The sequence below is a fragment of the Clostridioides sp. ZZV15-6388 genome (genome assembly GCF_020657755.1).
Classification (GTDB): Bacteria; Bacillota; Clostridia; order Peptostreptococcales; family Peptostreptococcaceae; genus Clostridioides.
The window spans coordinates 102,861-129,715 of record NZ_JAGWCU010000007.1 but is presented as its reverse complement, the minus strand read 5'-3'; the positions used below and the strand labels follow the sequence as shown (position 1 = coordinate 129,715).

At 29.3% G+C, this 26,855-nt stretch carries 23 protein-coding genes, 1 pseudogene and 1 riboswitch; of the genes and pseudogenes, 16 read left to right on the top strand and 8 right to left on the bottom strand.

Going from position 1 to position 26,855, the window contains the following annotated elements:
* Positions 1-63: 63 nt before the first annotated feature.
* The 3 genes from dapA (KGF48_RS06770) to dapA (KGF48_RS06760) form a co-directional block, all read right to left on the bottom strand.
* Positions 64-951 carry a 4-hydroxy-tetrahydrodipicolinate synthase gene (gene dapA, locus KGF48_RS06770; protein WP_227433724.1) on the bottom strand — a complete coding sequence of 296 codons (888 nt, stop codon included), beginning with the start codon at positions 949-951 and terminating at the stop codon, positions 64-66.
* Between the two features lie 115 nt (positions 952-1,066).
* A complete protein-coding gene (locus KGF48_RS06765) occupies positions 1,067-2,068 on the bottom strand; it encodes an aspartate-semialdehyde dehydrogenase (protein WP_227433725.1) in 1,002 nt (333 codons plus the stop codon).
* A 173-nt stretch (positions 2,069-2,241) separates the two neighbouring features.
* Positions 2,242-2,416, bottom strand: a riboswitch (Lysine riboswitch).
* A gap of 77 nt (positions 2,417-2,493) precedes the next feature.
* Complete coding sequence (dapA, locus tag KGF48_RS06760) at positions 2,494-3,375, bottom strand: 4-hydroxy-tetrahydrodipicolinate synthase (RefSeq protein WP_227828337.1); 882 nt, start codon at positions 3,373-3,375, stop codon at positions 2,494-2,496.
* Between the two features lie 323 nt (positions 3,376-3,698).
* On the opposite strand from dapA (KGF48_RS06760), the gene KGF48_RS06755 reads away from it, so the two are divergent.
* From KGF48_RS06755 to KGF48_RS06690, 14 genes and pseudogenes are all read left to right on the top strand, one after another.
* A complete protein-coding gene (locus KGF48_RS06755; RefSeq protein WP_227433727.1) occupies positions 3,699-4,892 on the top strand; it encodes an L-serine ammonia-lyase in 1,194 nt (397 codons plus the stop codon).
* 206 nt (positions 4,893-5,098) lie between these two features.
* Positions 5,099-6,217: an N-acetyldiaminopimelate deacetylase gene (locus KGF48_RS06750; protein ID WP_227828338.1), complete on the top strand. Its 1,119-nt coding sequence runs from the start codon at positions 5,099-5,101 to the stop codon at positions 6,215-6,217.
* A 279-nt stretch (positions 6,218-6,496) separates the two neighbouring features.
* Positions 6,497-6,730: a small, acid-soluble spore protein, alpha/beta type gene (locus tag KGF48_RS06745; protein WP_227433989.1), complete on the top strand. Its 234-nt coding sequence runs from the start codon at positions 6,497-6,499 to the stop codon at positions 6,728-6,730.
* Positions 6,717-7,463 (top strand): class I SAM-dependent methyltransferase, encoded by a 747-nt coding sequence (locus KGF48_RS06740; RefSeq protein ID WP_227828339.1) that lies wholly within the window; start codon positions 6,717-6,719, stop codon positions 7,461-7,463. The genes KGF48_RS06745 and KGF48_RS06740 overlap by 14 nt, the downstream gene beginning before the upstream one ends.
* Positions 7,464-7,700: 237 nt before the next feature.
* Positions 7,701-8,576, top strand: coding sequence for an Hsp33 family molecular chaperone HslO (gene hslO / locus KGF48_RS06735; RefSeq protein WP_227433730.1), 876 nt, complete (start codon positions 7,701-7,703; stop codon positions 8,574-8,576).
* Positions 8,577-8,855: 279 nt separating this feature from the next.
* The gene (locus KGF48_RS06730; RefSeq protein ID WP_227839739.1) at positions 8,856-9,656 is read left to right on the top strand and encodes a PIG-L family deacetylase; all 801 of its coding nucleotides are present in this window, start codon (positions 8,856-8,858) and stop codon (positions 9,654-9,656) included.
* Between the two features lie 437 nt (positions 9,657-10,093).
* A pseudogene (locus tag KGF48_RS06725) lies at positions 10,094-11,763 on the top strand (ATP-binding cassette domain-containing protein).
* A gap of 365 nt (positions 11,764-12,128) precedes the next feature.
* Positions 12,129-13,664 carry a glycine betaine ABC transporter substrate-binding protein gene (locus KGF48_RS06720; RefSeq protein WP_227864877.1) on the top strand — a complete coding sequence of 512 codons (1,536 nt, stop codon included), beginning with the start codon at positions 12,129-12,131 and terminating at the stop codon, positions 13,662-13,664.
* A 14-nt stretch (positions 13,665-13,678) separates the two neighbouring features.
* Positions 13,679-14,440 carry an ABC transporter ATP-binding protein gene (locus KGF48_RS06715; protein WP_227839737.1) on the top strand — a complete coding sequence of 254 codons (762 nt, stop codon included), beginning with the start codon at positions 13,679-13,681 and terminating at the stop codon, positions 14,438-14,440.
* 115 nt (positions 14,441-14,555) lie between these two features.
* Positions 14,556-14,969 carry a cupin domain-containing protein gene (locus KGF48_RS06710; RefSeq protein WP_227839736.1) on the top strand — a complete coding sequence of 138 codons (414 nt, stop codon included), beginning with the start codon at positions 14,556-14,558 and terminating at the stop codon, positions 14,967-14,969.
* 181 nt (positions 14,970-15,150) lie between these two features.
* Positions 15,151-15,843 (top strand): response regulator transcription factor, encoded by a 693-nt coding sequence (locus KGF48_RS06705; protein WP_227839735.1) that lies wholly within the window; start codon positions 15,151-15,153, stop codon positions 15,841-15,843.
* The gene (locus KGF48_RS06700) at positions 15,833-16,897 is read left to right on the top strand and encodes a sensor histidine kinase (RefSeq protein WP_227839734.1); all 1,065 of its coding nucleotides are present in this window, start codon (positions 15,833-15,835) and stop codon (positions 16,895-16,897) included. Before KGF48_RS06705 ends, KGF48_RS06700 begins: the two co-directional genes overlap by 11 nt.
* 298 nt (positions 16,898-17,195) lie before the next feature.
* Positions 17,196-17,885, top strand: coding sequence for an ABC transporter ATP-binding protein (locus KGF48_RS06695; protein WP_227828346.1), 690 nt, complete (start codon positions 17,196-17,198; stop codon positions 17,883-17,885).
* On the top strand, positions 17,872-20,436 hold the full coding sequence (locus KGF48_RS06690; RefSeq protein ID WP_227839733.1) for an ABC transporter permease: 2,565 nt from the start codon (positions 17,872-17,874) through the stop codon (positions 20,434-20,436). Before KGF48_RS06695 ends, KGF48_RS06690 begins: the two co-directional genes overlap by 14 nt.
* 71 nt (positions 20,437-20,507) lie before the next feature.
* On the opposite strand, the gene KGF48_RS06685 is transcribed toward KGF48_RS06690, so the two are convergent.
* From KGF48_RS06685 to KGF48_RS06665, 5 genes are all read right to left on the bottom strand, one after another.
* Positions 20,508-21,158 carry a hypothetical protein gene (locus tag KGF48_RS06685; protein ID WP_227828348.1) on the bottom strand — a complete coding sequence of 217 codons (651 nt, stop codon included), beginning with the start codon at positions 21,156-21,158 and terminating at the stop codon, positions 20,508-20,510.
* The gene (locus tag KGF48_RS06680; protein ID WP_227839732.1) at positions 21,155-21,658 is read right to left on the bottom strand and encodes a flavodoxin family protein; all 504 of its coding nucleotides are present in this window, start codon (positions 21,656-21,658) and stop codon (positions 21,155-21,157) included. The genes KGF48_RS06685 and KGF48_RS06680 overlap by 4 nt, the downstream gene beginning before the upstream one ends.
* Positions 21,659-21,706: 48 nt before the next feature.
* Positions 21,707-22,222: a PadR family transcriptional regulator gene (locus tag KGF48_RS06675; protein ID WP_227861319.1), complete on the bottom strand. Its 516-nt coding sequence runs from the start codon at positions 22,220-22,222 to the stop codon at positions 21,707-21,709.
* A 497-nt stretch (positions 22,223-22,719) separates the two neighbouring features.
* On the bottom strand, positions 22,720-23,268 hold the full coding sequence (locus KGF48_RS06670) for a DUF1697 domain-containing protein (protein WP_227854836.1): 549 nt from the start codon (positions 23,266-23,268) through the stop codon (positions 22,720-22,722).
* 259 nt (positions 23,269-23,527) lie between these two features.
* Positions 23,528-24,496: a helix-turn-helix transcriptional regulator gene (locus KGF48_RS06665; RefSeq protein ID WP_227839729.1), complete on the bottom strand. Its 969-nt coding sequence runs from the start codon at positions 24,494-24,496 to the stop codon at positions 23,528-23,530.
* A 414-nt stretch (positions 24,497-24,910) separates the two neighbouring features.
* Here KGF48_RS06665 and KGF48_RS06660 point away from each other — a divergent pair, with 414 nt between their 5' ends.
* Positions 24,911-25,372, top strand: coding sequence for a MarR family winged helix-turn-helix transcriptional regulator (locus tag KGF48_RS06660; RefSeq protein WP_227828354.1), 462 nt, complete (start codon positions 24,911-24,913; stop codon positions 25,370-25,372).
* Positions 25,356-26,759 carry an MATE family efflux transporter gene (locus KGF48_RS06655; RefSeq protein ID WP_227867851.1) on the top strand — a complete coding sequence of 468 codons (1,404 nt, stop codon included), beginning with the start codon at positions 25,356-25,358 and terminating at the stop codon, positions 26,757-26,759. The genes KGF48_RS06660 and KGF48_RS06655 overlap by 17 nt, the downstream gene beginning before the upstream one ends.
* Positions 26,760-26,855: the final 96 nt, after the last annotated feature.

Here is a 26,855-nt window from a genome sequence, read left to right as displayed (position 1 = left end):
TCCTCCTATGATTAAGGGCTAACTTTTGACCAAACTTAGTTTTTTATCATGCATTAATTTGTACTATGCATTAACTTTTAGTCCAAAGTTAACTAATTCTTTCTTTAATACCTCTAAGTTTGCTGGGTCCATTTCTGCTAGAGGAAGTCTTAAATCTCCAACATTGAATCCTAATAAATTCATTGCAGTCTTAACTGGTATAGGATTTACCTCTATAAATAAAGCAGCGATTAAAGCATCCATACCAAGTTGTAATTTTCTAGAACCTTCTATATCGCCTTCAAAGAATTTAGCCACTAAATCGTGTGTTTCTTGAGGGCAAACATTAGCAAGTACTGATATAACTCCTTGACCTCCTAAAGACAATAAAGGAAGTATAGTATCATCGTTACCAGAGTAGATAGCAAAGTCATCTGGAACTAAGCTAGCTATTTCTGCAACTTGTCCTAAGTCCCCACTAGCTTCTTTCACAGCAACTATATTATCTATCTTAGCAAGTTCAACTATAAGACTAGGGCTTATATTAACACAAGTTCTTCCAGGTACATTGTAAAGTATAATTGGAAGTTTAACACTGTTAGCGATTGTTTCAAAATGACGTTTAAGTCCAGCTTTATTGGCTTTATTGTAATAAGGAGTTATTATTAATAGAGCATCTACTCCTAGTTTTTCAGCTTCTTGACTTAAATTAACTGAGTGCATAGTATCATTAGAACCACTTCCTGCTATAACAGGAACTCTTTTATTAACTTTTTCAACAACATACTTAATAGTAGCAAGTTGTTCTTCATCGGTCATAGTATTAGCTTCACCAGTAGTACCACAAGCCACTATAGCATCAGTACCGTTAGCAATTTGGTACTCAACTAATTCACCTAATTTGTCGAAATCAACTTTGCTATCCTTTGTAAATGGAGTAACTAGAGCAACAGCAGAACCTTTAAATATCATAAAAAATCAATCCCCTCTTTTTTAGTTTTGTGTTTTATATTACAGTTACTTCTAATGCTTATTTTTACTTATTATTAATATTTTACAAAATCATATATTTATACAAATTTGTATACTATACTAAATCATATGATATAGCCATTTCAGCTATTTGGATTGCATTAGTTGCAGCACCTTTTCTTATATTGTCAGCAACAACCCAAAGGTTTACACCATTATCAACACTAAAGTCTCTTCTAATTCTTCCAACAAACACTTCATCTCTATCATCAAATTCTACAGCAGTTGGATATTCATTTTTAGCAGGATTATCAACTACTACAACTCCTGGAGCTTCTTCAAGTGTTTTTACTAAATCTTCTAATTCAAATGGATTATTAAACTCAATGTTTATAGATTCGCTATGACCATTTTTTACTGGAACTCTTACAGTAGTTGCAGTTATTTTTAAGTCGTAGTTATCAAGTATTTTCATAGTTTCGTTTACCATTTTCATTTCTTCCTTAGTATATCCATTTTCAGTAAATGAATCTATATGAGGAAGACAGTTATAAGAAATTTGATGTGGATAGAATCCAGTAGGATTACCAGTCATTCCTTTTTCTAAATCTTCAACCCCTTTAACACCAGAACCAGATACAGCTTGGTAAGTAGAGTAAACAACTCTCTTAATTTTGTATTTGTCATCTAGAGGTTTAAGAGGAACCATAGCTTGTATAGTAGAGCAGTTTGGATTAGCTATTATACCTTTATGTTTTTTTATAGCTTCTGGATTTACCTCAGGAACAACCAAAGGAACATCTGGATTCATTCTCCATTGACTAGAGTTATCTACTACTAAGATTCCATTTGATGCAGCTATTGGAGCATATTTTTCACTAATGCTTCCTCCAGCAGAGAATAATGCTATTTGTATCCCTCTATCAGTAAATGAAGTTTCTTTTAACTCTTCTACTATATATTCTTTACCACAAAACATTACTTTAGAACCAGCAGATTTAGAAGAAGAGAATAAAAATAGATTTTCTATTGGAAAATTTCTTTCTTCTAATACTTTTAAAAATGTTCTACCTACCATTCCAGTAGCACCAACTATTGCCACATTTACTTTTTTCATATTAAATTCACCCCAATTTTTAATTATTAAAACATTATTTGATTTTAGTTATACAAGTAAGATATGTTAATATTTTTATATATCTAAATACTTTAATATTATATTAACAACTTTAATTATATACAAAAAACGTACAAAGGTATACTTTGTACGTCTAGTTTATCACTCAAAGTAAACCTTGTAGCTCACCACCTACACAAATAAGTGACAGTATTACACATCTTATGTGTAATCCCAGAAAATATTATTGCGAGAAATATTTTCTTCGGCTATAAATCCTTTTTCCAATCATTAACGCTTGCCAGCTCCTATTGGATACTCTTATTTACAGCTACCTCTACCCTAGGTTAATAGGATATTAAAATTTGATTATTCTAATAATAATACATATTTTAGAAAAAATCAACTTATTTATAGAAATATTGCTAAAATTTAAATCCAAAATTTGTCAATTCTTGTTTTAAGATATTAAGATTAGCTTCTTCCATTTCAGCTAAAGGAAGTCTTAAATCTCCAACATTAAAACCTAAAATATTCATAGCAGTTTTAACTGGAACTGGATTTACTTCTATAAATAAGGCAGCAATTAAAGCATCCATATCAAGTTGTAATTTTTTAGAGCCTTCAATGTCACCTTCAAAGAATTTAGTTACTAAATCATGAGTTTCTTTAGGACAGATGTTAGCAAGTACAGAGATAACACCACTTCCACCTAATGATAATAGAGGTAATATAGTATCATCATTACCGGAGTATATAGCGAAGTCTTTAGGCACTAATTTAGCTATTTCTGCAACTTGAGCTAAATCTCCACTAGCTTCTTTCACAGCAACTATATTATCTATTTTAGCAAGCTCAGCTACAACAGATGGCTTTATATTTACCTTAGTTCTTCCTGGTACATTATATAAAATAATTGGTAATTTAACGCTTTTTGCTATTGTTTCAAAGTGAAGTTTAAGACCTTTTTCATTAGTCTTATTATAGTAAGGAGTTATGATTAAAAGACCATCCACTCCCAATTTTTCAGCTTCTTGGCTCATATGAACAGACAACATAGTATTGTTTGAACCAGTACCTGCTATAACTGGTATTCTCTTATTGACTTTTTCAACTGTATATTTTATTACAGCAAAAATCTCAGATTCACTCATAGTAGTAGCTTCACCTGTTGTTCCACAAACAACTAATGCATCTGTGTCATTTTCAATATGGTATTCGATTAATTCACCTAACTTTTCAAAGTTGACATTGTTATCCTCCGTAAATGGAGTAACTAAAGCAACAGCAGAACCTTTAAATAACATATAATCAAATCTCCTTTTTTATTTAAATTTAATTTTTTAAGTACAATAATAATTATAGTACAAATTAATTAATTTTAATAGGCATAGTTAATATCTTAACTGTATAAAGTAAGATATTTATATTATATTAATATTAAAAAAATTTTAAATAAATGTTTTATTCTCAAAATATGCATATTAATTTAATAAAATATACCAAAATGGAAATAAAAAATAAATTTTATGCGAATTTAATAACTAATAATTAATATATTTAGGTTATAATAAATATGTGCGTAAAAATAAATAATAAGCATTAACATAGAAAATTTAGGAGGAATAATATGGATACTTTAAAGGAACTTTTTAAAATAGGAAGTGGACCTTCAAGTTCTCATACTATGGGGCCGCAAAGAGCAGCGGAAAGATTTAAAAATGAAAATCCAGATGCAGAAAGTTTTAGAGCAATATTATATGGTAGTTTAGCTGCTACAGGAAAAGGTCACTTAACAGATTATATAATTGAAAAAACTATAGCACCAAAGAAAGTTGAAATCGTTTGGGAAGAAGACATAATAAAAGATTTTCATCCAAATGGAATGAAGTTTGAAGCTTTAGATAAAGATGGAAATGTGACAGCTGAATGGACTGTATATTCTGTTGGTGGAGGAACTATAGCAGAAGAAGGTCAAAGAAACAGTAAAAGCAATAGTATATATCATCTAGACACTATGGATGAAATAGTGAAGTGGTGTAAGGAAAATAATAAAACTTTAGTTGATTTTGTATTAGAATGTGAACCATCTGATATAAAAGACTATATAAAAACTATAAAAGATGCTATGAGAAAATCTATTGATGATGGACTAAGCACAGATGAAGTAATACCAGGTAAATTATTATTAAAAAGAAGAGCAAATAATTTTTATAAAGCGTATCAAGAAGATAAAAGTTTTTCGACACTTGTATATGCATATGCACTGGCAGCTTCAGAGCAAAATGCTTCTGGTAATATAATAGTTACAGCACCAACTTGTGGTTCTGCTGGAGTAATACCAGGAATATTCTTTGCAATGCAAGATTTCTATAAATACGATGATGAAAAAATAATTGAAGCATTACTTGTGGCTGGAATAATCGGAAATATAATAAAAACTAATGCATCAATATCTGGTGCGGAAGTAGGATGTCAAGGTGAGGTTGGAGCAGCTTGTTCGATGGCAGCAGCGGCAGTAGCGTATTTAAAGGGTGGTACTATAGACCATATTGAATATGCAGCAGAAATAGCGCTTGAACATCATCTAGGAATGACTTGTGACCCTGTATATGGATATGTTCAAATTCCATGTATAGAAAGAAATGCAATGGCAGCTCAAAGAGCTTATGATGCAGCTAAGTATGCATTATTAACTGATGGCTCACATTCTGTCTCCTTGGACCAAGTCGTTGAAACAATGAAAGAAACGGGTATTGATATGATGGATAAATACAAAGAAACTGCAAAAGGTGGACTTGCTAAACACTTCTTCTCTTGCTAAAATTAAAAATTTTTTAATAATAATTCCCCTGTTTTGATTTATGAAACAGGGGAATTATTATTAATGGTGAATTATTTAATAATGCAAAATATTTTTATATTCAATTTAGCTTTTTATTTTTAAATATGAAAGTATGTTATATAATATTTTAATTATAAGAGATATAGAAATATTTTTATAATAAATTATAATTTGGAGGAGATTACATGAGAGAGGCATCGTATTTACAAGAACAACTTTATAAGCATAGGAATGCATTAAATCCTATTGCAGAAATTGGAAGAAAAGAGTATAAGACTTCAAAATATATAAGGGATTATCTTGATAAAATAGGAGTTGAATATGAAGTTTACTTAGAAACAGGAATAGTAGGTGTGATAGAAGGGAAAAGACCAAGAAAAGATATAGCTTTCAGAGCTGATATAGACGGTCTTCGTAGTGAAGAAGGTGTAAAACACTTATGTGGTCATGATGGACATGCTACTATATTGCTTGGATTAATTGAGTATTTAAATGATAATAAAGAAGATTTAAATGATAATGTTGTATTTATATTCCAACCAGCAGAAGAAGGGCCAGGTGGAGCAAAAGCATTGATAGATGCAGGTGTGCTTAGAAAATACAATGTTGATGAGATATATGGGCTTCATATATACCCAGAATTACCAGAAGGTTATGTAGGTACAAGAGAAGGATACTTCATGGCTCAAATAGGAGATATTGATATAGAAATAGTGTCTAAAAGTGGACATGGAGCTATGCCACAAAATGGAATTGATGGTATAGTCATAGCTTCAAACTTTATAAGTTCACTTCAAACTATAGTATCAAGAAATATAAGCCCAATAGACAATGCAGTGTTGACTATAGGTAGAATTGAAGGAGGGGCTAGAAGAAATATAATAGCTGAAAATATAAAGATGGAAGGGACTATTAGATGCTTTAGTCCAGAAGTGTATGAGAGAATGAAACTTAGAGTTAAAGAACTTGCTAGAGGCTTTGAATTGTCTTATAACTGTAAGGTAAATATAAATATTATGGATGATTATATAGCTGTTAAAAACGATAAAGACTTGTATAAAGAGTTTGTAGAAGCTGTTGGAAAGGATACGGCTATAGAATTAGACCCACTTATGATATCAGAAGATTTTTCTTACTATCAAAAAGAAGTTCCAGGGCTGTTCTTTATGTTGGGCTCAAGAAATGAGAAAAAAGGATTTGTAAATGGACTTCATAATATAAACTTCAACTTTGATGAAAAGATATGTGTGGATGCACTAAATGTCTATGCAAAATTATTAAAATATAAAAAAGCAATAGATTAAAATATGTTAAGCTTTGTAATGAATAAGTTGTAGATAGTTTGGATAAAAAGGTCAATTTTTTTGATAAGATTGTAAATAACATATTATGATAAGACTATAAATAATATGTTGAAATTATAAATAACACATACTTAGAAAGAATAATTTTAAAAAGTCATAAATTTAAAATACTTAAATTTGAAAACATATGAATTGATAAATACCCCTTACTTATTTGTATAAATTTCTTTTAATTGACAAAAATACAAATAAGAAGGGGTGATTTTTTTGAAAGAAAATATGAAAAGAGAAAAGAAGATAACTAATGGCAAGAATACTAAAATATTGACAAATGATGATATAATGAAATATGAGATAGCCTCAGAACTAGGTCTTATGGACAAAGTTGGAGAACGTGGATGGGCAGGGCTTACAGCTAAAGAAGCTGGAAGAATCGGAGGTATGCTTACATCACGTAAAAAGAGGCTAAGAAAGATTGTGGAGGGGCAGAATAAAAAGGATGAGTCAATATAGTGATTTTGCGTTTGTATATGATGAACTTATGAATGAAGTTGATTATGATGGATGGGTTAAATATATAGAAGATATAATAGATAATGAAGGTGTAAAAGTAAAAAATATATTGGAATTAGCATGTGGTACAGGTAATCTCACAATTCCATTAACTAAAAAGAGCTATGATATAGCTGGGATTGATATATCTGATGAAATGCTTAGTGTAGCAAGAGAAAAGGCAGAAAAAGAAGGCGTAGAGTTAGTTTTACTTCAACAAGACATATCAGAGCTTGACTTTGATATATCCGATTTGGACTGTGTGCTTTGTGCCTGTGATGGATTTAATTATATAACTTATGATGATGATTTAGAAAATGTATTTTCAAAAACGTATGAATTATTAAAGAAAGATGGAATCTTTATATTTGATATAAGTTCATTTTATAAATTAGCCAATATATTAGGAAATAATATGTATGGAGAAAATAGAGAAGATATAGCTTATATGTGGCAAAATTACTTTGATGATGAAGAAAATTTGATTGAAATGGAACTGACATTTTTTATTAAAGATGAAGATGGAAAGTTTGAAAGATTTGAAGAAGTACATCAACAAAGGGCATATACTGAGGATGAAATAGTTGATATGCTTAAAGAATCTGGATTTAGTGATATAAAATCTTATGGAGATTTTACATTTGAAAAACCTAATGAAGAAAGTCAAAGGATATTCTTTGTATGTAAAAAATAAAGCTTTTCTTGTTATGTACAAAAAGAAGTGTTATTAATATAAAATATTATTGCTGGAGATATAAAATATTATTGATAAAGATATAAAATATTATTGACAGAGATATAAAATGTTATTGGTAAAAATAAAAGAGGCAAAGTTTTCTGTATTAAAAATTAAAGTAATTTAAAGTAGTAATATAGAAAAAAGTAATAATATAGAAAAATAGTATGATTAACAAAGTGTGGAGGAATACAAATGAAAGATTATGTACTAAGAGCGACATCAGGAAATGGTCAAGTTAGAGCATTTGTTGCAACTACTAGAAATACAGTAGAAGAAGCTAGAAGATTACATGAAACTACAAAAGTAGCAACAGCAGCACTTGGCAGGACATTAACAGCAACATCTATAATGGGATTGATGATGAAAAATGACAGTGATAAATTGACTGTAATAATAAAAGGTGGTGGACCAATTGGAACTATCATCGCAACAGCAAATTCTAAGGGAATAGTAAAAGGCTATGTAGGAAATCCTCATGTAGAAGTTGAAGATTATCCAAATGGAAAGTTGAATGTTGCAGCAGCCGTGGGGACAGAAGGTGTTGTAAAAGTTATTAAAGACTTAGGTCTTAGAGAGCCATACAATGGAACTTATCCATTAGTAAGTGGAGAAATTGCAGAAGACTTTACTTACTACTTTGCAGTGTCAGAACAAACTCCATCAGTGGTAGCTTTAGGTGTTCTTACAAAAGAGGATGAAGTTGAGTTTGCTGGAGGATTTATAGTTCAATTAATGCCAGATGCAGAAGAAGAAACTATCGCAAAATTAGAAGAAAATGTAGCTAAATTACCTTCAATAACTAATATGTTAAAGGAAGGAAACTTACCAGAAGATATATTAAATAGAGTTTTAGATGGTTTGGAGCCTAAAGTACTTGATACTTGTGAAGTTGGATTTGAGTGTGAATGTTCAAAGGAAAGAGTAAAAACTGCGTTAGTGGCAATAGGGAAAAAATCTTTGGCTCAAATAATAGAAGAAGATAAACAGGCAGAAGTTGGATGTCAGTTCTGTAATGAGAAATATATGTATAGTGAAGAAGAATTGATTGAAATTTTAAAGGAAATGTAGACTATGAAAATAGTCGTATTTATATAGCAATTAAAGTATAATTTATCAAAAATAGATATATTTATATTAAAAATAAGCTTAATAAATTTTAAGAATTAAGAAGCTTTCTGGCTGTAATGTTTGCAACATTGCAGTTAGAAAGCTTTTTTATTTTATTATAGTTCGTATCAAAGATTGTATGAAACAATAAAATATTGTAAAATAATTTGTATATTTCAACCTATTTGCCACAAAGGTTTATAAGATATTTGAATTGATAAGAAGGAGAAAATTTTAAATATGGAAAATAAAACGAAGCACATAGGAATAAGTATATTAATATTATTAATGATATTTTTAATTGCAAAGAATTTTAATGGAAAACTTGAAATGCCTATTCCTGAAAGTAATAGTAGAAAATTTAAATCGGCAGCAGTATTTTATCCTCAACACCAAGATGATGAGGTCCTATGGGGAGGAAGTGCCATTATTGATGCTATAAAACAGTGTGGTGTTGATAATGTATATGTGGTACTAGTATCAGATGGTTCTGGGGTTAACGTTTTTAGGGCTAATACAAAGTTTAGAAATCTGACCAGAAAGCAAAAAGAAGAGCTTAGGAACAATGAATTTAAGTCAGCATTAAAAGAGCTTGGAGTAAAACCACAAAATATAATTATACTTGCTGATATAGACAAAAAAGAGGGGACACATTATAAGTTAATGGAAAAGACAATATTAGATTTTGAAAATAAATTTAAGGGTGATGTAACTCATATAGCTCATCATTATAAGTACGATGACCATATAATGCATAGAAAAAATGGGGAAGTTTTAAAGAAGCTTAAACGTGAACGTAAGATAAAAGATGACTTGTATTTTATAAAACCAAAATATGTAAAGTACATACCAAGAAATGAAAGAGCCATCTATAAAGCAATGAATTTTAATGACTATAGTAAGGTCAAAAGTGCGTGTTATGAATATAAGGTTGTAAATTCAAAACGAAAAATGTATGGTATAGGGTATATCTCAGCACATAGCTATTTTGAACATCTTTTGGATGACCCTGAATTTACATCTGTGTTAAGTGAAGATTAATTTTTAGTGATTATGAACTTTGTTTAGTTTTTTGTATTAATTCATATTAAATATAAGAATTGCTTGTAAAATAATTAAATATTAGAGTAATTAAATATTAAAACAATTAAACATAAAGTAATCAAACATAAAGTAACTAAACATTAAAGCAATTTAATATTAAAGTAATTTAATATTAAATTAATTGAACATAAAGCTATCTTAAAAATATTATTTACTAATGATAAAAAAGTATTTGAGAATAATAAAAATATATTATTATTAAACAAGGTTTAGTATCTCAGTTGTGATTTTAAAAATCATTTTGAGGTACTTTTTTTATCCTCTTAATAAATTTATATGGACTTTTTATATGAAATTTTAAACCCTACAGTATACAACCATGGGATAAGTTACGTGCTATAATTTGCTATAAAAACAATTTAGGAGGATACAGTATGAGTAATGAATTTATAGTTTTAAAAGGATGTAAGGAAAATAATCTAGATAATATTTCATTAAAAATACCAAAAAGAAAAATAACCATATTTACAGGTGTATCTGGTTCTGGAAAATCATCTATTGTTTTTGAAACAATTGCAAAAGAATCACAACGTCAATTAAACGAGAGATTTAGTACTTTTGTAAGAAGTTTTTTACCTAAATATGGAGAAGTTAAAGCTGATTGTATAGAAAATTTATCAACACCAATTATTATAGACCAAAGTAGACTTGGAGGTAATTCAAGGTCAACTTTAGGTACTATCAGGTTATTAAAGATATAAATGAGCCAGAAGCACAACCTCTAATTAAAGGGATACTAGAAAAACTAAATAACATCATAGATATAGGTCTAGGGTATTTAACTTTAGATAGGGAGACATCATCACTATCAGGTGGAGAATCTCAGCGTATAAAGATGGTAAAATATTTAAATAGTAACCTTGTAGATTTGATGTATATTTTTGATGAACCAAGTATAGGTCTTCATCCAAGAGATGTTTATAAATTAAATAATCTTCTAAGAAAATTACGTGATAAAGGAAATACAATTATAGTTGTTGAGCATGACCCAGACGTGATTAAAATTGCAGACCACATTGTAGATGTAGGTCCAAAAGCTGGGAGGTATGGTGGTAAAGTTGTATATGAAGGAAGTTATGAAAAGTTGCTTTCAAGTGGGACATTAACAGGAAATGCCTTAAATAAAGTTCTTTCTATTAAGGAAAATGTAAGAGAACATAGAGGATATTTAGAGGTTAAAAATTGTAATCAAAACAATTTAAAAAATATATCTATAAAGATACCTAAAGGTGTATTAACTTTAGTGACAGGAGTAGCAGGAGCTGGTAAGAGTACATTAATTAAACATGAATTTTTAAAGCAAAATACAAATGCTGTATTAATAGACCAAAGCTCTGTATCAGCTAATTCTAGGTCAAGCTTAGCAACATATAGTGGAATTATGAACGATATAAGAAACATTTTTGCAAAAGCAAATGGTATTAAAGCTTCTTTGTTTAGCTCAAACTCAGAAGGAGCTTGTGATAACTGTAAAGGGTCTGGAATAGTACACACAAATCTTGCATTTATGGAAAGTATAAAAAGTACTTGCAATATTTGTGAAGGGAAAAAATTTAAAAAAGAAGTTTTAGAATATAGATTTCAAGGGCAAAATATAATAGAACTTCTTGAAATGTCGGTTTCAGATGCGATTGAATTTTTTAGTTTAAAACAGATTAAAAAGAAATTACAGTGCATTGAAAAAATGGGAATCGGATACCTTACTTTAGGGCAAACTCTAGATACATTATCTGGAGGAGAGCGTCAAAGATTAAAACTTGCTAATGAATTAAATAAGGAAAGTTCAGTGTATATATTAGATGAGCCGACAACTGGGCTTCATATGGCTGACATTGAAAATTTTATAAATATAATTGAAGAGATTGTAGATAATGGAAATACAGTTATCATAATTGAACATAATATAGATGTAATTAAAAGAGCGGATTGGATTATCGATATGGGTCTTGAAGGAGGGACAAAAGGTGGCAAAGTAATCTTTGAAGGAACTCCAAAAGAATTGTCTAACAATAAAATATCACTAACAGCAAAATATATAGTATAATAAATAAAATACAATAAATATAGATGATATATGAGTAAATATAATGGATATATAATATGATAGTTAAGTTTAACAATAATAAATAATATGATAAATATTCAAATTTAATTAAATATAGTGTCAGAAATCCGTTTAAATAGTAAGTTTTTAACGGCTCTGACATTTTTTATTATTTTCATGAAGATTGACAAGGTGGGATTTTCTATTAGTTACTTTTTAGTGCCTACTTGAAAATTTGATATTATGACCTTAACATGTAATTTATGGAATAATTTATTTAGTGTGGTACGATGAGAGCTATCACTAAACTATAATTTTATAATTTGAATCTTATTAAGTAAAACTCATAAAAAGGAGTGGAAGTAATGCTAAACGATATGCTAACACTATTATCTGAAAGAAGTGATTTTTTTATAAAACTATCCATCGAACATTTGACAATTTCTATTATTTCTATAGTAATTGCAATTGTTTTAGGTGGTATAATTGGTATCGTTGTAAGTGAATTTCATAAGTCGTCTAAGCCAATATTGGGGACTATTAATTTTCTATACACCATACCATCTATTTCTATGTTGGGTTTTTTGATACCATTCTCTGGAATTGGAAATACTACAGCTGTTATTGCTCTTACTATATATGCATTATTACCTATGGTTAGAAATACATATACTGGAATTACTAATGTAGATAAAAATATTCTTGAAGCAGCGAAAGGTATGGGAAGTACAGACTTTCAGATACTATATAAAATAAAACTTCCGCTAGCCTTACCTGTTATTATGTCTGGTATTAGAAACATGGTTATTATGACAATTGCATTGACTGGTATTGCTTCATTTATAGGTGCTGGTGGTCTGGGTGTAGCTATATATAGAGGAATCACAACAAACAACACAGTAATGACAGTCACTGGAAGTATTCTTATTGCTCTATTGGCTTTGTTATTTGATTTTATTCTAGGATTAGTAGAAAGATTTTTACAAAGAAAAAGAAAAAAGAAAAATAGGAAAAAAGTATTTGCCATTCTAGGAAGTCTTATCCTTATAATAACTATCTTTACATCTTACTTCTTTAATTCTGCAAAGACTCAAACTATTCATATCGCTACAAAACCAATGACTGAACAATATATTCTTGGTGAAATGCTGGATATTTTAATTGAAAAAAATACAGATTTGAAAGTAGAAATCACACAAGGTGTAGGCGGAGGAACATCCAATATTCAGCCAGCTATGGGCAATGGAGAATTTGATATTTATCCAGAGTATACAGGGACAGGCTGGAATATGGTACTGAAGAAAAATGAACTATATACTGAAAATATGTTTGAGAAGTTACAATCTGAATATAAAACTAAACTTAAAATGCAGTGGACTGGTATGTATGGTTTTTCTAATAGTTATGCGTTGGCAGTTAGAAAAGAAATTGCAGATAAATATAAACTAAAGAATATTTCAGATTTAAGAGATATATCTTCTAAATTGACATTTGGTGCAGAGTATGATTTTTATGAAAGAGAAGATGGCTATACTCCACTATGTAATACCTATGACCTACACTTTAAAAACACAGTTGATTTAGATATTGGACTTAAATATCAGGCAATTAATGAGGGAAAAATTGATGTAATGCCTATATTTACAACTGACGGACAGTATAGTGTTTCAGATGTTGTAGTCTTAAATGATGATAAAAGCTTTTATCCATCTTATCAATGTGGAAATGTTATTCGTTCAGAGGTGTTAGAGGAACATCCAGAACTTTCAGCAGTATTCCAGATGGTTAAAAATATTTTAACTGATAAAGAAATGGCTAAATTGAATTATGATGTAGAAAATAATAATTTAGAGCCTAGAGAAGTTGCACACGAGTTTTTGAACAAAAAGGGACTTTTATAATTGGAGGAAATATAATGACACCTATTATACAATTTAAAAATATTGAAAAACGATATAATGATAAAACAATCATAAATAATCTCAATTTAGATATAGAAAAAGGCGAATTTTTAACTGTTATTGGGTCATCTGGAAGTGGAAAAACAACACTTCTAAAAATGATTAATGGTCTGATTTTGCCAGACACGGGAGATATTTTAATTAACAAAACAGACATTAAAAATGAGGACTTAATTAAATTAAGAAGAAAAATAGGCTATTGTGTTCAGGGAAGTGTTCTTTTTCCTCATATGACTGTTGAAGAAAACATTTCATATGTGCCAAATCTCCTTAATCGAAAAAATAAGTCAGAGATAAAAAATGCTGTAGATAAATGGATGCAAATCGTGGGATTAGCAAATGATATGAAAACAAGATACCCATCTGAATTATCAGGTGGTCAGCAACAGCGTGTAGGGATTGCACGTGCTTTAGCTTCTTCACCAGAAATCTTATTGATGGATGAACCTTTTGGTGCTGTTGATGAAATTACACGAAAACAGCTACAAAAAGAGATAAAAGAAATTCATAAAAAAACAGGAATTACAATTATCTTTATTACACATGATATTTATGAAGCCTTGATTTTAGGTACAAAAACTTTGGTATTGAATCATGGAGTCATTCAACAATATGATACTCCTGAAAATATCTTAAATGCCCCTGCTAATCAATTTGTAGACCAATTACTGAATGTAAAAAAATCTATAACAAGCTATGATGATTTAAAAGAATAAAGTTAATCTAAAAATTAAATTATGATAATACTAAAAAGCTATTGACCTTGAGTTAACTTTAAGTCGTATACTAAAAATGTAAGAATAGTTAAGCAAGGCATAGGAGGTATTAAATATGGATATAGAAAAAGATTTAGGTACAGGAGCAGTTTTCCCTATTGGGGAAGAAAACAAAGCATTTGCACAGTATTTTACAGGAGAATGTTATTTAAATATGCTTACTACTACTGGTGTGGGAATCGGGAATGTGACTTTTGCTCCTTCTACAATTAATTCATGGCACATACATCATAAGGGTGGGCAGATTTTACTTGTAACTGGAGGTAGAGGATATTATCAAGAGTTTGGCAAACCAGCACAGGAATTGCATGCAGGTGATGTAGTTAATATACCACCAGATGTAAAGCACTGGCATGGAGCTGCACCAGATAGTTGGTTTCAGCATCTAGCTGTAGAAGTCCCAGCAGAGGGAGCTTTCAATGAATGGTTGGAGCCTGTATCTGATGAAGACTATGGCAAACTAAAATAAAACATTTATAAACTTATAAACAATAATGAGTGTATATTAGTTAAAATTACTAAATATACACTTTTTTTATTTTGAATTAATAAAAACTTAAGATAATAATAGTTTTTTAGAAAATAAAATTAGTATAATAAAATAGGGAACCCAATGATTTAATGTGTATAAAAAATATGGAGGAAATAAAATGGAAACTATAATGGTTGTAGAAGATGATATTATGCTTAATAATGGTATATGTTTTAACTTACAAAGTGATGGATTTCGAGTTGTACCAGCATATAATCTAGAAGAAGCTAAAGAAAAATTTGAGAAAGAAAAAATAGATTTAATGATATTAGATGTAAATCTTCCTGATGGAAATGGATTTGACCTGTGCAAAGAAATAAGAACTAGTTCAAAAGTAGGTATTCTGTTTTTGACAGCCTGTGATATGGAATCTGATATTGTAAATGGATTTAAGATAGGAGCAGATGATTACATAACAAAGCCATTTAGTATAAATATATTGCTACAAAGAATAAAAGCATTGCTTAGAAGATGTAATATTGAAATGCAAGAAGAGGTCTTATTTGAGGGAGAATTTGAATTTAATTTTGCTAATATGACTGTAAGTAGGAATGGCGAAAATATAATTCTTTCACCCATAGAATATAGAATCGTAAAGAAATTGGTACAACATAAAAATGAAATAGTCACAAGACAAGCATTGATAGATGCCATATGGGACAATGATAGTGAGTATATGGAAGAACATGCATTGACTGTAAATATAAATAGATTGAGAAAGAGAATAGACCAGAAGACATCTAAACATAAGTACATAAGGACTATTTATGGAATAGGGTATATGTGGGTTGGTGAACAAGATGAAAAATAATAAAAATTTAAGTAAGAACTATTACAAAAACATTTCTATTATATATTTCATAGTATCATGTCTATCCTTAATAATAATAAGAATGCAAACTAACAAAATTTTATATATGCATCCTGATTTAGCTGAATTTATTGTAAATATTAATTGTATAATTTTAATTTTTATATTTACTATGTTTTTCTTATCACTATTTTTTGTATATAAAATAAGAAAAGACATAGTTGAATTTAGTAGCAATATTATATATAACATAGATGAATTTATATCGGGTAATAAAAATATTCTCTTTGATTTAAATAAAGATACTTTAACTGCCAAAGTTCAAAATAAAATTAAATATATGATAGAGGTTATGGAAGTTAAAAATAGTAAGTATTCAGCGGAAAAAGAAAATATAAAAACTTTGATATCAGATATATCGCATCAAATAAAAATACCAATAGCTAATATATCTATGTATAATGAAACTCTAATGCATAAAGAATTAGATAGAAAGAATCAAGTATTGTTTTTAGAAAACATGCAAAGTCAGGTAAATAAATTGGACTGGTTAGGAAAAGCCCTTATAAAAATTTCTAGATTAGAAACTGGTATTATATCTTTGAATACGACTAAAAGTAGAATAAGTGATACTATTGCAAGCGCATTAAGTGGAGTGTTTTTAAAATTAGAAGAAAAAAATATAGTACTAGAAATTGATTTAGATGATAAAATTGAAGTTTGCCATGATAAAAAATGGACTAGTGAAGCTTTATTTAATATTATAGAAAATGCAGTAAAATATACCCATGAGGGAGGAAAAATAAGTATAAAGGTTGACAAAATGGATATATTCACTAAAATTATCATAAGTGATAATGGAATGGGTATAGATGAAAGTGAAATAAACAATATATTTAAAAGGTTCTATAGGAGTATAGAAGTTGGAAATATAGAAGGTATTGGAGTGGGATTGTACTTAGCAAGAGAAATTATAAATAAACAGAATGGATATATAAAAGTAGATTCTCAAAAGAATATTGGAACTACGTTTAATGTTTATATGAAAAATTAGACTCAGCATTTATTTAAAATTGAGGATTATAATATATAACTTGAAAATAAAATCAAAAATTCTTAGAAGTAGTGTATATAGTGTTTGTTAGATAACATCATATGCACTATTTTTAGTTTCACTTCAATAAATATCACAAAATATCTCAAAATTGTTATAATTCATATCTAAAATATAACAGTACTGTGAGGATTAGAGAGGTACTTACATGATAATATCTAAGTAAGGAATCAATAAGCATGAAATTTTAATATACAATTAGAAAATATATAAAATAAAGTAAGAGGGAGATATGATTATGAAAATACTGGAGACTAATAATTTAAAAAAATATTATGGTAAGGGTGAAAATATAGTAAAAGCTTTAGATGGAATAAATATAAGTATAAATAGAGGAGAATTTGTAGCTATAGTAGGGACATCAGGAAGTGGAAAGAGTACCTTGTTACATATGATAGGGGGACTTGATAGAGCAAGTGATGGAAAAGTAATTGTTGATAATAATGATATATTTGTTATGGATGATGAAGAACTTACAATATTTAGAAGACGTAATGTAGGATTTATATTTCAAAATTATAACTTAGTTCCAATACTAAATGTTTATGAAAATATAGTATTACCTATAGAACTTGATGGGTGCAAAATAGACACTAAATATATAGATGAAATAATAGACGTTTTAGGACTAAGTCAAAAAGTGGATGACCTTCCAAACAATCTATCAGGAGGACAGCAACAGAGAGTAGCTATTGCAAGAGCTTTAGCAACAAAACCATCAATAATACTAGCTGATGAACCAACAGGGAACCTAGATAGCAAAACAGAACAAGATGTGTTAGGGCTTCTAAAAGTTACTAGTAGTAAATTTAGCCAAACTATAATTATGATAACTCATAATGAACAAATTGCTCAAATGGCTGACAGAATTATAAGGATTGAGGATGGAAAAGTTGTAAATAGAGGTGAGAACAATGTTACAAAATAACAATAAGGAAATTATAAAAAAATTAAGTGATAGAAGTTTTAAAACGAATAAAATGAGAAATATAGTTTCAGTTCTTGCAATAGTGTTAACTACAGTTTTGTTTACCTCATTGTTTACAGTAGGATGTAGTATGTTGGAAGCTTTTAATAATTATCAAGCTATGGAATATGGGACAAAGAGCCATGTTCAATTTCAAGATTTAAGTAATAGACAGATTGACATTATAAGAAAAGATAGTTCAGTAGATAAAAACAGTATTGGAATAGTAAAAAATATAGCAAGTTTAAAAAATCCAGAGTTTTCAACGCAGGCAGTGAATTTAACTGTTTATGATAAAAAAAGCCTTGAAAGTGCTGTAAATGTAGAGATGATTGAAGGGAGTTTACCAAAAAATAATGATGAAATAGTCATGCCTACAAAGATATTAGATATGATAGATGTACCTCATAAAATAGGTGCTGAAGTAAAATTAATAATTCCAAAAACTGAAGATGGAGTACTAACTAATGAAAAAGAAACATTCAAATTTAAACTAGTTGGATATTTTGAATACAAAACAGCTATAGCAATACCTCTTCATGATGTATTTACAAGTGAAGCCTTCTATGATAATTACAAGAAAACACATGAGGTAGCTCCTACAAGTGTATCCTTCAATTTTTTTAATGATAAAGATTTGCAGTCTAAATTTGATAAATTAATTGAGAAAATCCAACCTTATTCAGGAAAAGCAACTATAAATCCCATATACTTAAGTAAACAAGCAACTACTTTCAAAGAAGTTGTTAAAAATGTATTGCCAATAATCTTAATTGTAATACTTATACTTTTAAGTGGATATTTATTAATATATAATATTTTTTATATTTCAGTTGTTAAAGATATAAAATATTATGGCTTATTAAAAACAATAGGGACATCACCGTATCAATTAAAAAAACTGATTATTAAACAAGCTAATAGATTATGTATAGTAGCTATACCAATAGGTTTAGTATTGGGATTTTTACTAGGGATGGTATTTGTTCCTCTGGTTGGTAAGTTTATGGAGGGATTAAATAAAACTGCATTTGAATATTTCAATCCGTTAATATTTGTATTTGCTGTTATATTTTCATATGTAACTGTTAGATTGTCATGCAGAAAACCTGCTAAGATTGTAAGTTCTGTATCTCCTATAGACGCTGTAAGATATAGTGATAAAAGTAATAGGATTAAACGTAAGTCTAAAAGTGGGAAACATGGTTCTAAAATTCATAAGATGGCATTTTCAAATATATTTAGAAATAGACGCAAAGCTATTCTAGTTTTAGTTTCTATGTCACTAAGTTGTATAATATTTTTGACTGTATCTGCAATTATAAGTAGTTCTAACCCAGAAAGAGCAGCTGAAGGTATGATGTTAGGGGATATAGAAATACGTCATGGGCTTGCAGATACTGCGAAATTTGAAGATAACGAAGTTGCTCCAATTGATGAAAATCTTATAAAAGATATTAAGAATCTTGATGGAGTGAGTAATGTAAGTAAGGTGTACAAGGATTTAAGTTATATAGTTTATGAAGGGGATTTAAAAGATGAAGTGTTGACTCAAAAAGTAGATGAAGAATATAAAAAGCAATTTCTTCAAGGCAGAGACCCAGAAGAAATTGCAGAAAATAATGGTTTTTTAGCTTCAGATACAGTTGGATTATCTTCAGGTAGATTATTAAGTAAACTATCAAAAAACAATAATATATATTCTCAAAAGAATTCTAAAATACTGTCAGGTTCTATAGATGAGAAAAAATTTGATGAAGGCGGATATGTAGTAATTAATGGACATGAAGGAAGTAAAATAAAAGCAGGAGATAAAATTAAGTTTAGATATTTAAAAGGAGATACTATAGGGGAAGGATATATAGATAAAGAGTTTAAAGTCATGGCAGTTTTTGATGGTGCACAAAATTTTAATATGGGAATGTACATTAATGAAAATGACTTTAAAAATATGGTTATAAAGCCATATGTAGAAAGTCTGGTAATTGATACAAATGGTGATGTGAAGTCTGTTGAAAATAAAATAAATAATTTGAATAAGAAATACAATAATCCATATACAAAAGTTTATTCAAAAAATATCTATATAGAAGAGGCAAGAGAGAGTCAAAAGGTTATAAAGATTGTAGGTATGAGTGCAGTATTTATAATAGGATTGATTGGAGTACTAAACTTTATAAATACTATGATAACAAATATAATGTCTCGTAAACAAGAGTTTGCAATGATTGAGGCAGTAGGAATGACAAGAAAACAGCTTCAAAAAATGATAATGCTTGAAGGTTTTTATTATGGGGTGATAATAACTATTGTAAATCTTACTTTTGGAAGTATGGCAACATTTTTAGGATTTAATATTATGAAATTAAGATATTCTGTGTATGCTTATCCAGTAGGAGCACTTATAATAAGTATATTAATAGTATTTTTAATAACATCTATAGTGCCTTTAATAGTTTATCATAATGTTTCTAAGGATAGTATTGTTGAAAGAATTAGAGAAGCTGAATAAGTTTATATGTATAGAAAAAAGGGTTCTTATAGGTAAGAGCCCTTTTTAAATGTCAGTTTTGTTATAATGTTTTATTTTTTTAGTATATCACTTTTGCTTAATCCATTTGATTTACCTAGAGGAGTCCATTGGTGGTTAGCCATAAATTTATATGCAAATCTAGGAAAGTTAGGTGAGATAAAAATAGTATCTTTACTAGAAGTGTTACTATCTATGTTGTTACTAAGTATATTCTTTGATAGTTCTCCTAATAAAGTTTCTAAGCTTTTTTTTGGACCTTTACCTAAAGGAACAGATTTTAATGAACCTATCATTTCTCCAGCACCAATTCCGATTCCTTGAACCCATGTAAAGTTAGCCTTTTTACACCAATTTTCTATCATTTGAATTGCTAAGTGAGTTTGTTGTCCCTCATAGAATCCACAGTTAACTATTGCATATACTGGAATAGATTTTTTATTTTGTTTCTTTGCAAGTTCTTCACATTCCTCTAAAAAACTAATTAAATGAGAAGGAATACCATCTACATAAAGAGGAAATGCAATTATTAACCTATCACAATTAAGTATGGAATCAATAGCTTTAGGATACTTAGATACATTGTCTATTTTAAATGTGAAAATCTCATTATCTTTTTGTATAAGTTTTTCTACCTCAGATAAAAAGTATTGTGAATTATTTTCTTTTACTTTTGGACTTCCATTTATCATTACTATATTCATAAAGATTCACCTCTTACATCTTGTGGATTTTTAAAAAATGAAACAGAATGTTCCTTCATATTGAGATTTACAGCATTTGCACGTATTAGATTAGTAGCAGTATCTTTTTCAGCATCTGTAATATAATCTCCATAGAATAGAACCTTTAAATTTATCTGTTTTTCATATCTATTCTTATGATGCATTTCATTATTCTTCATTACAAAGTATGGAAGTACATAGCTTATACTTCTATCAAGTATATTTTTAATAAATGGGCTAAAGCCACCATAACAACATCTACTTAGTATAATAAGTTCATCAGAATCAGCTATCAATTTACCCATATTTCTGTAATAGTCTTTTATGACGCATGTAGTAGGTGTTTTAATCCAACAACCAAAGCAACCAATACACTTATGGATTTCTTCATTGTTTGAAAGTACTTTTATATTGTTATCAAGTTTAGGTAATAAATTATCTAAATCTTTTTCAGTTAAATCATGTATTAAAAGTCTCATAAATTTTACCCCCTTTATATTATGTAGGTTGACTTTTATAATTCTATCCTACAATTTTTTTAATAAATCATTACACCAATTAATTACAAAACTATAATAGTCAACTCCATAAATCATTGTGAAATACATACATGTGTATTGGTCAATACAACAATTTTGTTCCACCTCAGTTTTCTGTGTATCTAATTTATTTAAAAGTAATTCAACTTCAGCTATTAACATTTTTAAGTTTGTTTCAATTATTTCTTTAGGTAAGTACTCATAAAAAAATATGTTAACAAGGTGGTCATGCTTTGTTTTAGAAAATTTAATTGGTTTTTCTAACCACTCAAGAAAGTATGATTTTCCTATATCAGTTATAGAGTATAGTTTTTTTAATTTACCACCATCTATAACTTCGCGATAGCAGATATAACCTTTTTCTTCTAATCTTTTGAGTGCAGGATAAATACTACCAAAACTAGCATCAAAAAAGTATGAAGTACTTTGTGACATTTTTTGTTTTAAATCGTATCCACTTAATTCTTTTTCCATAAGAAATCCTAAAATAATGTATTCTAACATAGTGCCTCCTAGTATCGTTTATGTATATATTGTTTAGTTATATATCGAATTGATATATTAATTATTACAAATAATAGGTAGACTGTCAATATGTTTTTAAATTAAATTTTAAACAGAAATACAGATTATCTCTTAAACACTAGGTTTATTATCAATATCTTAAGTTTTAAGAGTTGAATTTACTATTAATCTACAGCTTACGTAAGAGCTTTGATATGACAATATGATTAAAAGCATATAAATTATTTGAGTAATGCACAAAACCGCAGATTATATATAATTCACTAATTAGTGATATATAACCTGCGGTTTTTCTTCGTTGAATTTATAGCTAACACCCCAGACAGTCAATATATATTGCGAATTATCTGGGTCCAGCTCTATTTTTTTCTTAGATTTGTACGAATGACGATGTTAGATTGCTTTCAAATTTTCTAGTCAGTTAATCATAAAGATAAACTGAAACTTGTGAACTCCATGTTATGCCAATAATAAATTTACTCATTTGATAGCAAAAATAATTTTTTTGTAGTGCTGGCATTTCTAATTGTTACTTTGTTATTAACTGAAGAACTCGCAATTTTATACCACCTTGTTTTTGATAATGTAGCTCTTGGTGCAGACCAAAAAATCACATTCTTATAATAATCAACCTGTTCATATTCTGGTTTGGCTTCTCCAACAGCCTTATATACTTCTTCAATAGTGATAGGTGGAATAGGGAAGATAGCTTGATGTATCACTTCTTCATCAGAATTTATATCCCACCATTTGGGAGTGTTATCCAAAGCTTCCGATAATTCTTTTAGTGAAATGATTACTATAGGGACATCTAACATAAATCTTTCTTCTATCATGGCTTTACATTGGCTACTTATTTCACTTTTATCGTTGTTTTCACTGGAAAAAAGAACATTTCCACTATTGATATAGGTGCTAACATTCAAAAATCCCATATCTTCAAATGCCTCCTTTAATAATGGCATTGACACTTTGTTTTTACCGCTAATGTTTATACCACGTAAAAGAGCAATATATTTTTCCAACCTAAAGAACCTCCATATATTATAAATAATCTTCGCTTCAACTTCTAATCTTCGCTTACCTCCAATGCTTAAATACTACAATCTCAGCATCAGAACCATAACCGCTATACTCAGATACCATGAGATATTTTTCGTCAGCAATAATTCCATAATATCTGTCACTGTCTTTTTTGCAAAGCTGATTTCCAAAATAAATTTGTAAATTTTATTTTATCGAGTACGCCTTATCCACTTAGTGAGTATTTTACAGTGGATAGGCTTACATCTTTTTCACAGGTCTAATGTACTTAAAATACTGTTCTGGGTCATAATAAAAGTACATGATTCTTCCAGGGGTAATATCAGGACAGTAACCCTTACCAGTGTAATCAAAAGTTGCCATAGCCGTTTCAATCTTTTCTTCCACACTGCAATTTTCCTGTTCATAATTAAACGGACCATGTTCAAAGATAATATACTCAGCTTCGGGAATATCAACCATAAGCATTTGTGGTGGCAGTTCCCCTTTATAATCAAAAGGAAGTCGTACGCCCCAACACTCTGTACGAAGAATACCCCAATCGCAGAGCCTGCCGTCCGAATCGTTCATGTAAGCCATAATCTGACCGCTTCCGCAGTTAACTTCACTTCCACCATCATCGTCCAATTTACCCTTGATACTGTCGAGCAAACCACAAATTGTTTCGTGGTCCTGTTCTGGAATAAGGTTTTGCTTTCGCCAAAAATCCCAATACCCGTTACTCTCATTATTTTTAATGTACAAAAATTTGTGAGCAGGTATGGTTGCGAAATAAATCTTGACACCATCTGTTGATTTAATCATACCTATTTCTCCCAATCCTAAAAAGTAGCGGTCAAAAGGGGTTATTTTTGTACGAAGAACGACTGGCTTAGGATTTTTTCGATATTCACTTGGAGTTACACCATAAGTTCCTTTGAAAGCTCTGGTAAAAGCTTCATGCGATGAAAATCCAAAATCAAAAGCAATATCCAATAGACTTTTATCACTGTCCCGAACCTCTTTTAATGCAAAGGCTAATTTTCTATTCCGCAAGTAATCTCTAAACTGCATACCCGATATCTCTTTGAACTTTTTCGTTGTATAAAATTCAGAATATCCCAATTTGCGAGAAAGAAAGCGTAGCGTTAAGACTTCGCCATTGTAATTTTTAATACATTTGTCAATCTCGTCAATGATTATCTGAATTTGTTGTTGCCACTCATACATTTAACTATTCACCTCGTTTCAATCACCCTATATTCATTATAACGAAATAAAGAAGTTATGGCTTGATTTTACTTGCTGTCACTTGATTTTAATTCTATCCATTTACGTATTGTCTAATTTACAATATTACATTACATCGATATGATAGATTAAAAGTAGGTTTTAATTTGCCTTGGTGTTAATTTCAACTTTTAATAGTGAAAATGACCGAATAGCTGATAAAATGAAGCTATTTAGATATATAAGAAGATTTAAAGAGATAATCAAAAATTTATATAAAGTTTACAAAAACTCAACAGGAATTAGGAATTATGGACTATTGACAAAGTATAAATTTAGCAGTAAAATAATTGCATGAGCAAATAGATTATTGCGCTCGCAATTAAAATATAAATAACAATATAAGGAGAAAACATGAGAGAGCTATTAAAATGGGTTTCCATTATAAATAGATATAACACAAACTATATTGACAGAAAATTGGCTGATATTGGAATTAACAATAGCCAATATTTTTATGTATTACACATATGTAGCAATCCAGGTATTACACAGGATACTATATTTAAAAGAATTCTTGTAAATCCTAGTAACATAACAAGAGCTTTGGCAAACCTAGAAAAAGAAGGATTTATCACTAGAGAGCCAAGTGTTAAAGATAAAAGAACATGGCATTTGTATCCTACAGAAAAATCTTTGGCATGTTACGATGAAATAATAAAAATAACGAATGGGTATGTAGAAGAATTGTTAAGTTCATTTGAAAAAGAAGAGCAAGAGTTGTTCATGTCAATGTTAAAAAAGACTGCTTTTATAGCCATTGATATGAATGAAGAAGCAAAATTGGAGGCGAAGGAAGATGGAAGAAAAATATAAAGAACCATTGGAGTATGAGAAAGTTTCAAAATTATTGACTAAGTATGCAATACCCAGTATTATAGCGATGTTAGTAAGTGCCTTATATAACATTGTTGACCAAATTTTTATCGGGCAAGGTGTTGGGGTATTAGGTAATGCTGCTACAAATGTTACCTTTCCACTAACAACAATATGTACTGCAATTGCTTTATTGTTAGGTATTGGAGGAGCATCTAAGTGTTCATTAGAATTAGGAGCTAAAAATTCAGAAAAAGCTACAAAAGCAGCAGGAAATTCTATTTGCTTGATGGCTATATTTGGAATAAGTTTATTTATAATAGTATCAATATTTTTAACACCACTGTTAAAATTCTTTGGTTCCACATCAGAAATATTACCTTATGCACACACATATACAAAGATTACATCAATTGGATTGCCATTTCTTATAATGTCTACTGGAATGAGTAAGTTGATACTTGCTGATGGAAAACCAAAAGCTTCTATGTTTTGTATGTTGGTAGGAGCAGTTATCAACACCATTTTAAATCCACTATTCATATTTGTGCTTGATATGGGAATTGCTGGGTCTGCTTTAGCAACTGTTATTGGGCAACTTATATCTTTTGGAATTAGTGTTTATTATGTGAAGAACTTTCAACATATTAAACTACATAAGAAGAGTTTTAAATTAGAGAGTATGATTTATAAACATATATTTGCACTAGGTTCAAGTTCATGTTTTAACCAATTAGCAATGACTGTAACACAAATAGTTATGAATAATACACTAGCATATTATGGAGCAATGTCAGTTTATGGAAGTGAGATTCCACTTGCTTGTGTTGGTATCATTATTAAAGTAAATATGATTTTTATATCTATAATTATTGGTATATCACAAGGAATGCAACCAATCATAGGATACAATTATGGGGCTGAAAAATATAATCGTGTAAAAGAAGCTTATAAGATGGCAGTAGGAAGTGCAACTGTTATATCTGTTATTGCATTTTTATGCTTCCAATTCTTCCCACGACAAATTACATCTATATTTGGTAATGGGAACGAAACTTACTTTATATTTGCAGAACATTACTTTAGAACTTTCTTGTTATTAACATTTATAAATGGTGTTCAAATAGTATCATCAACTTTCTTTACATCAATTGGGAAATCAGTACTGGGACTTTTTACTTCTTTGACTCGTCAGATTCTGTTTTTAATTCCATTAATAGTGATTTTACCGATGTTTATGGGTATTGATGGAGTAATGTATGCAGGGCCAATAGCTGACGCCGCTGCTGCAATGGTATGTATATATTTTGCAGTTCATGAAATGAAAGCATTGACTATAAAGCAAAATAAAGTGGTGAGTAATCATAAGGAGATTGTAGAGGTATAAGATAATCTTCAATAGTTCTAGTAGTATAGTAAGCAAATTATTTTTTATGGTAAGTAAATTGTTTTTATTGAATTTACTTACCATATTTTGGTTATA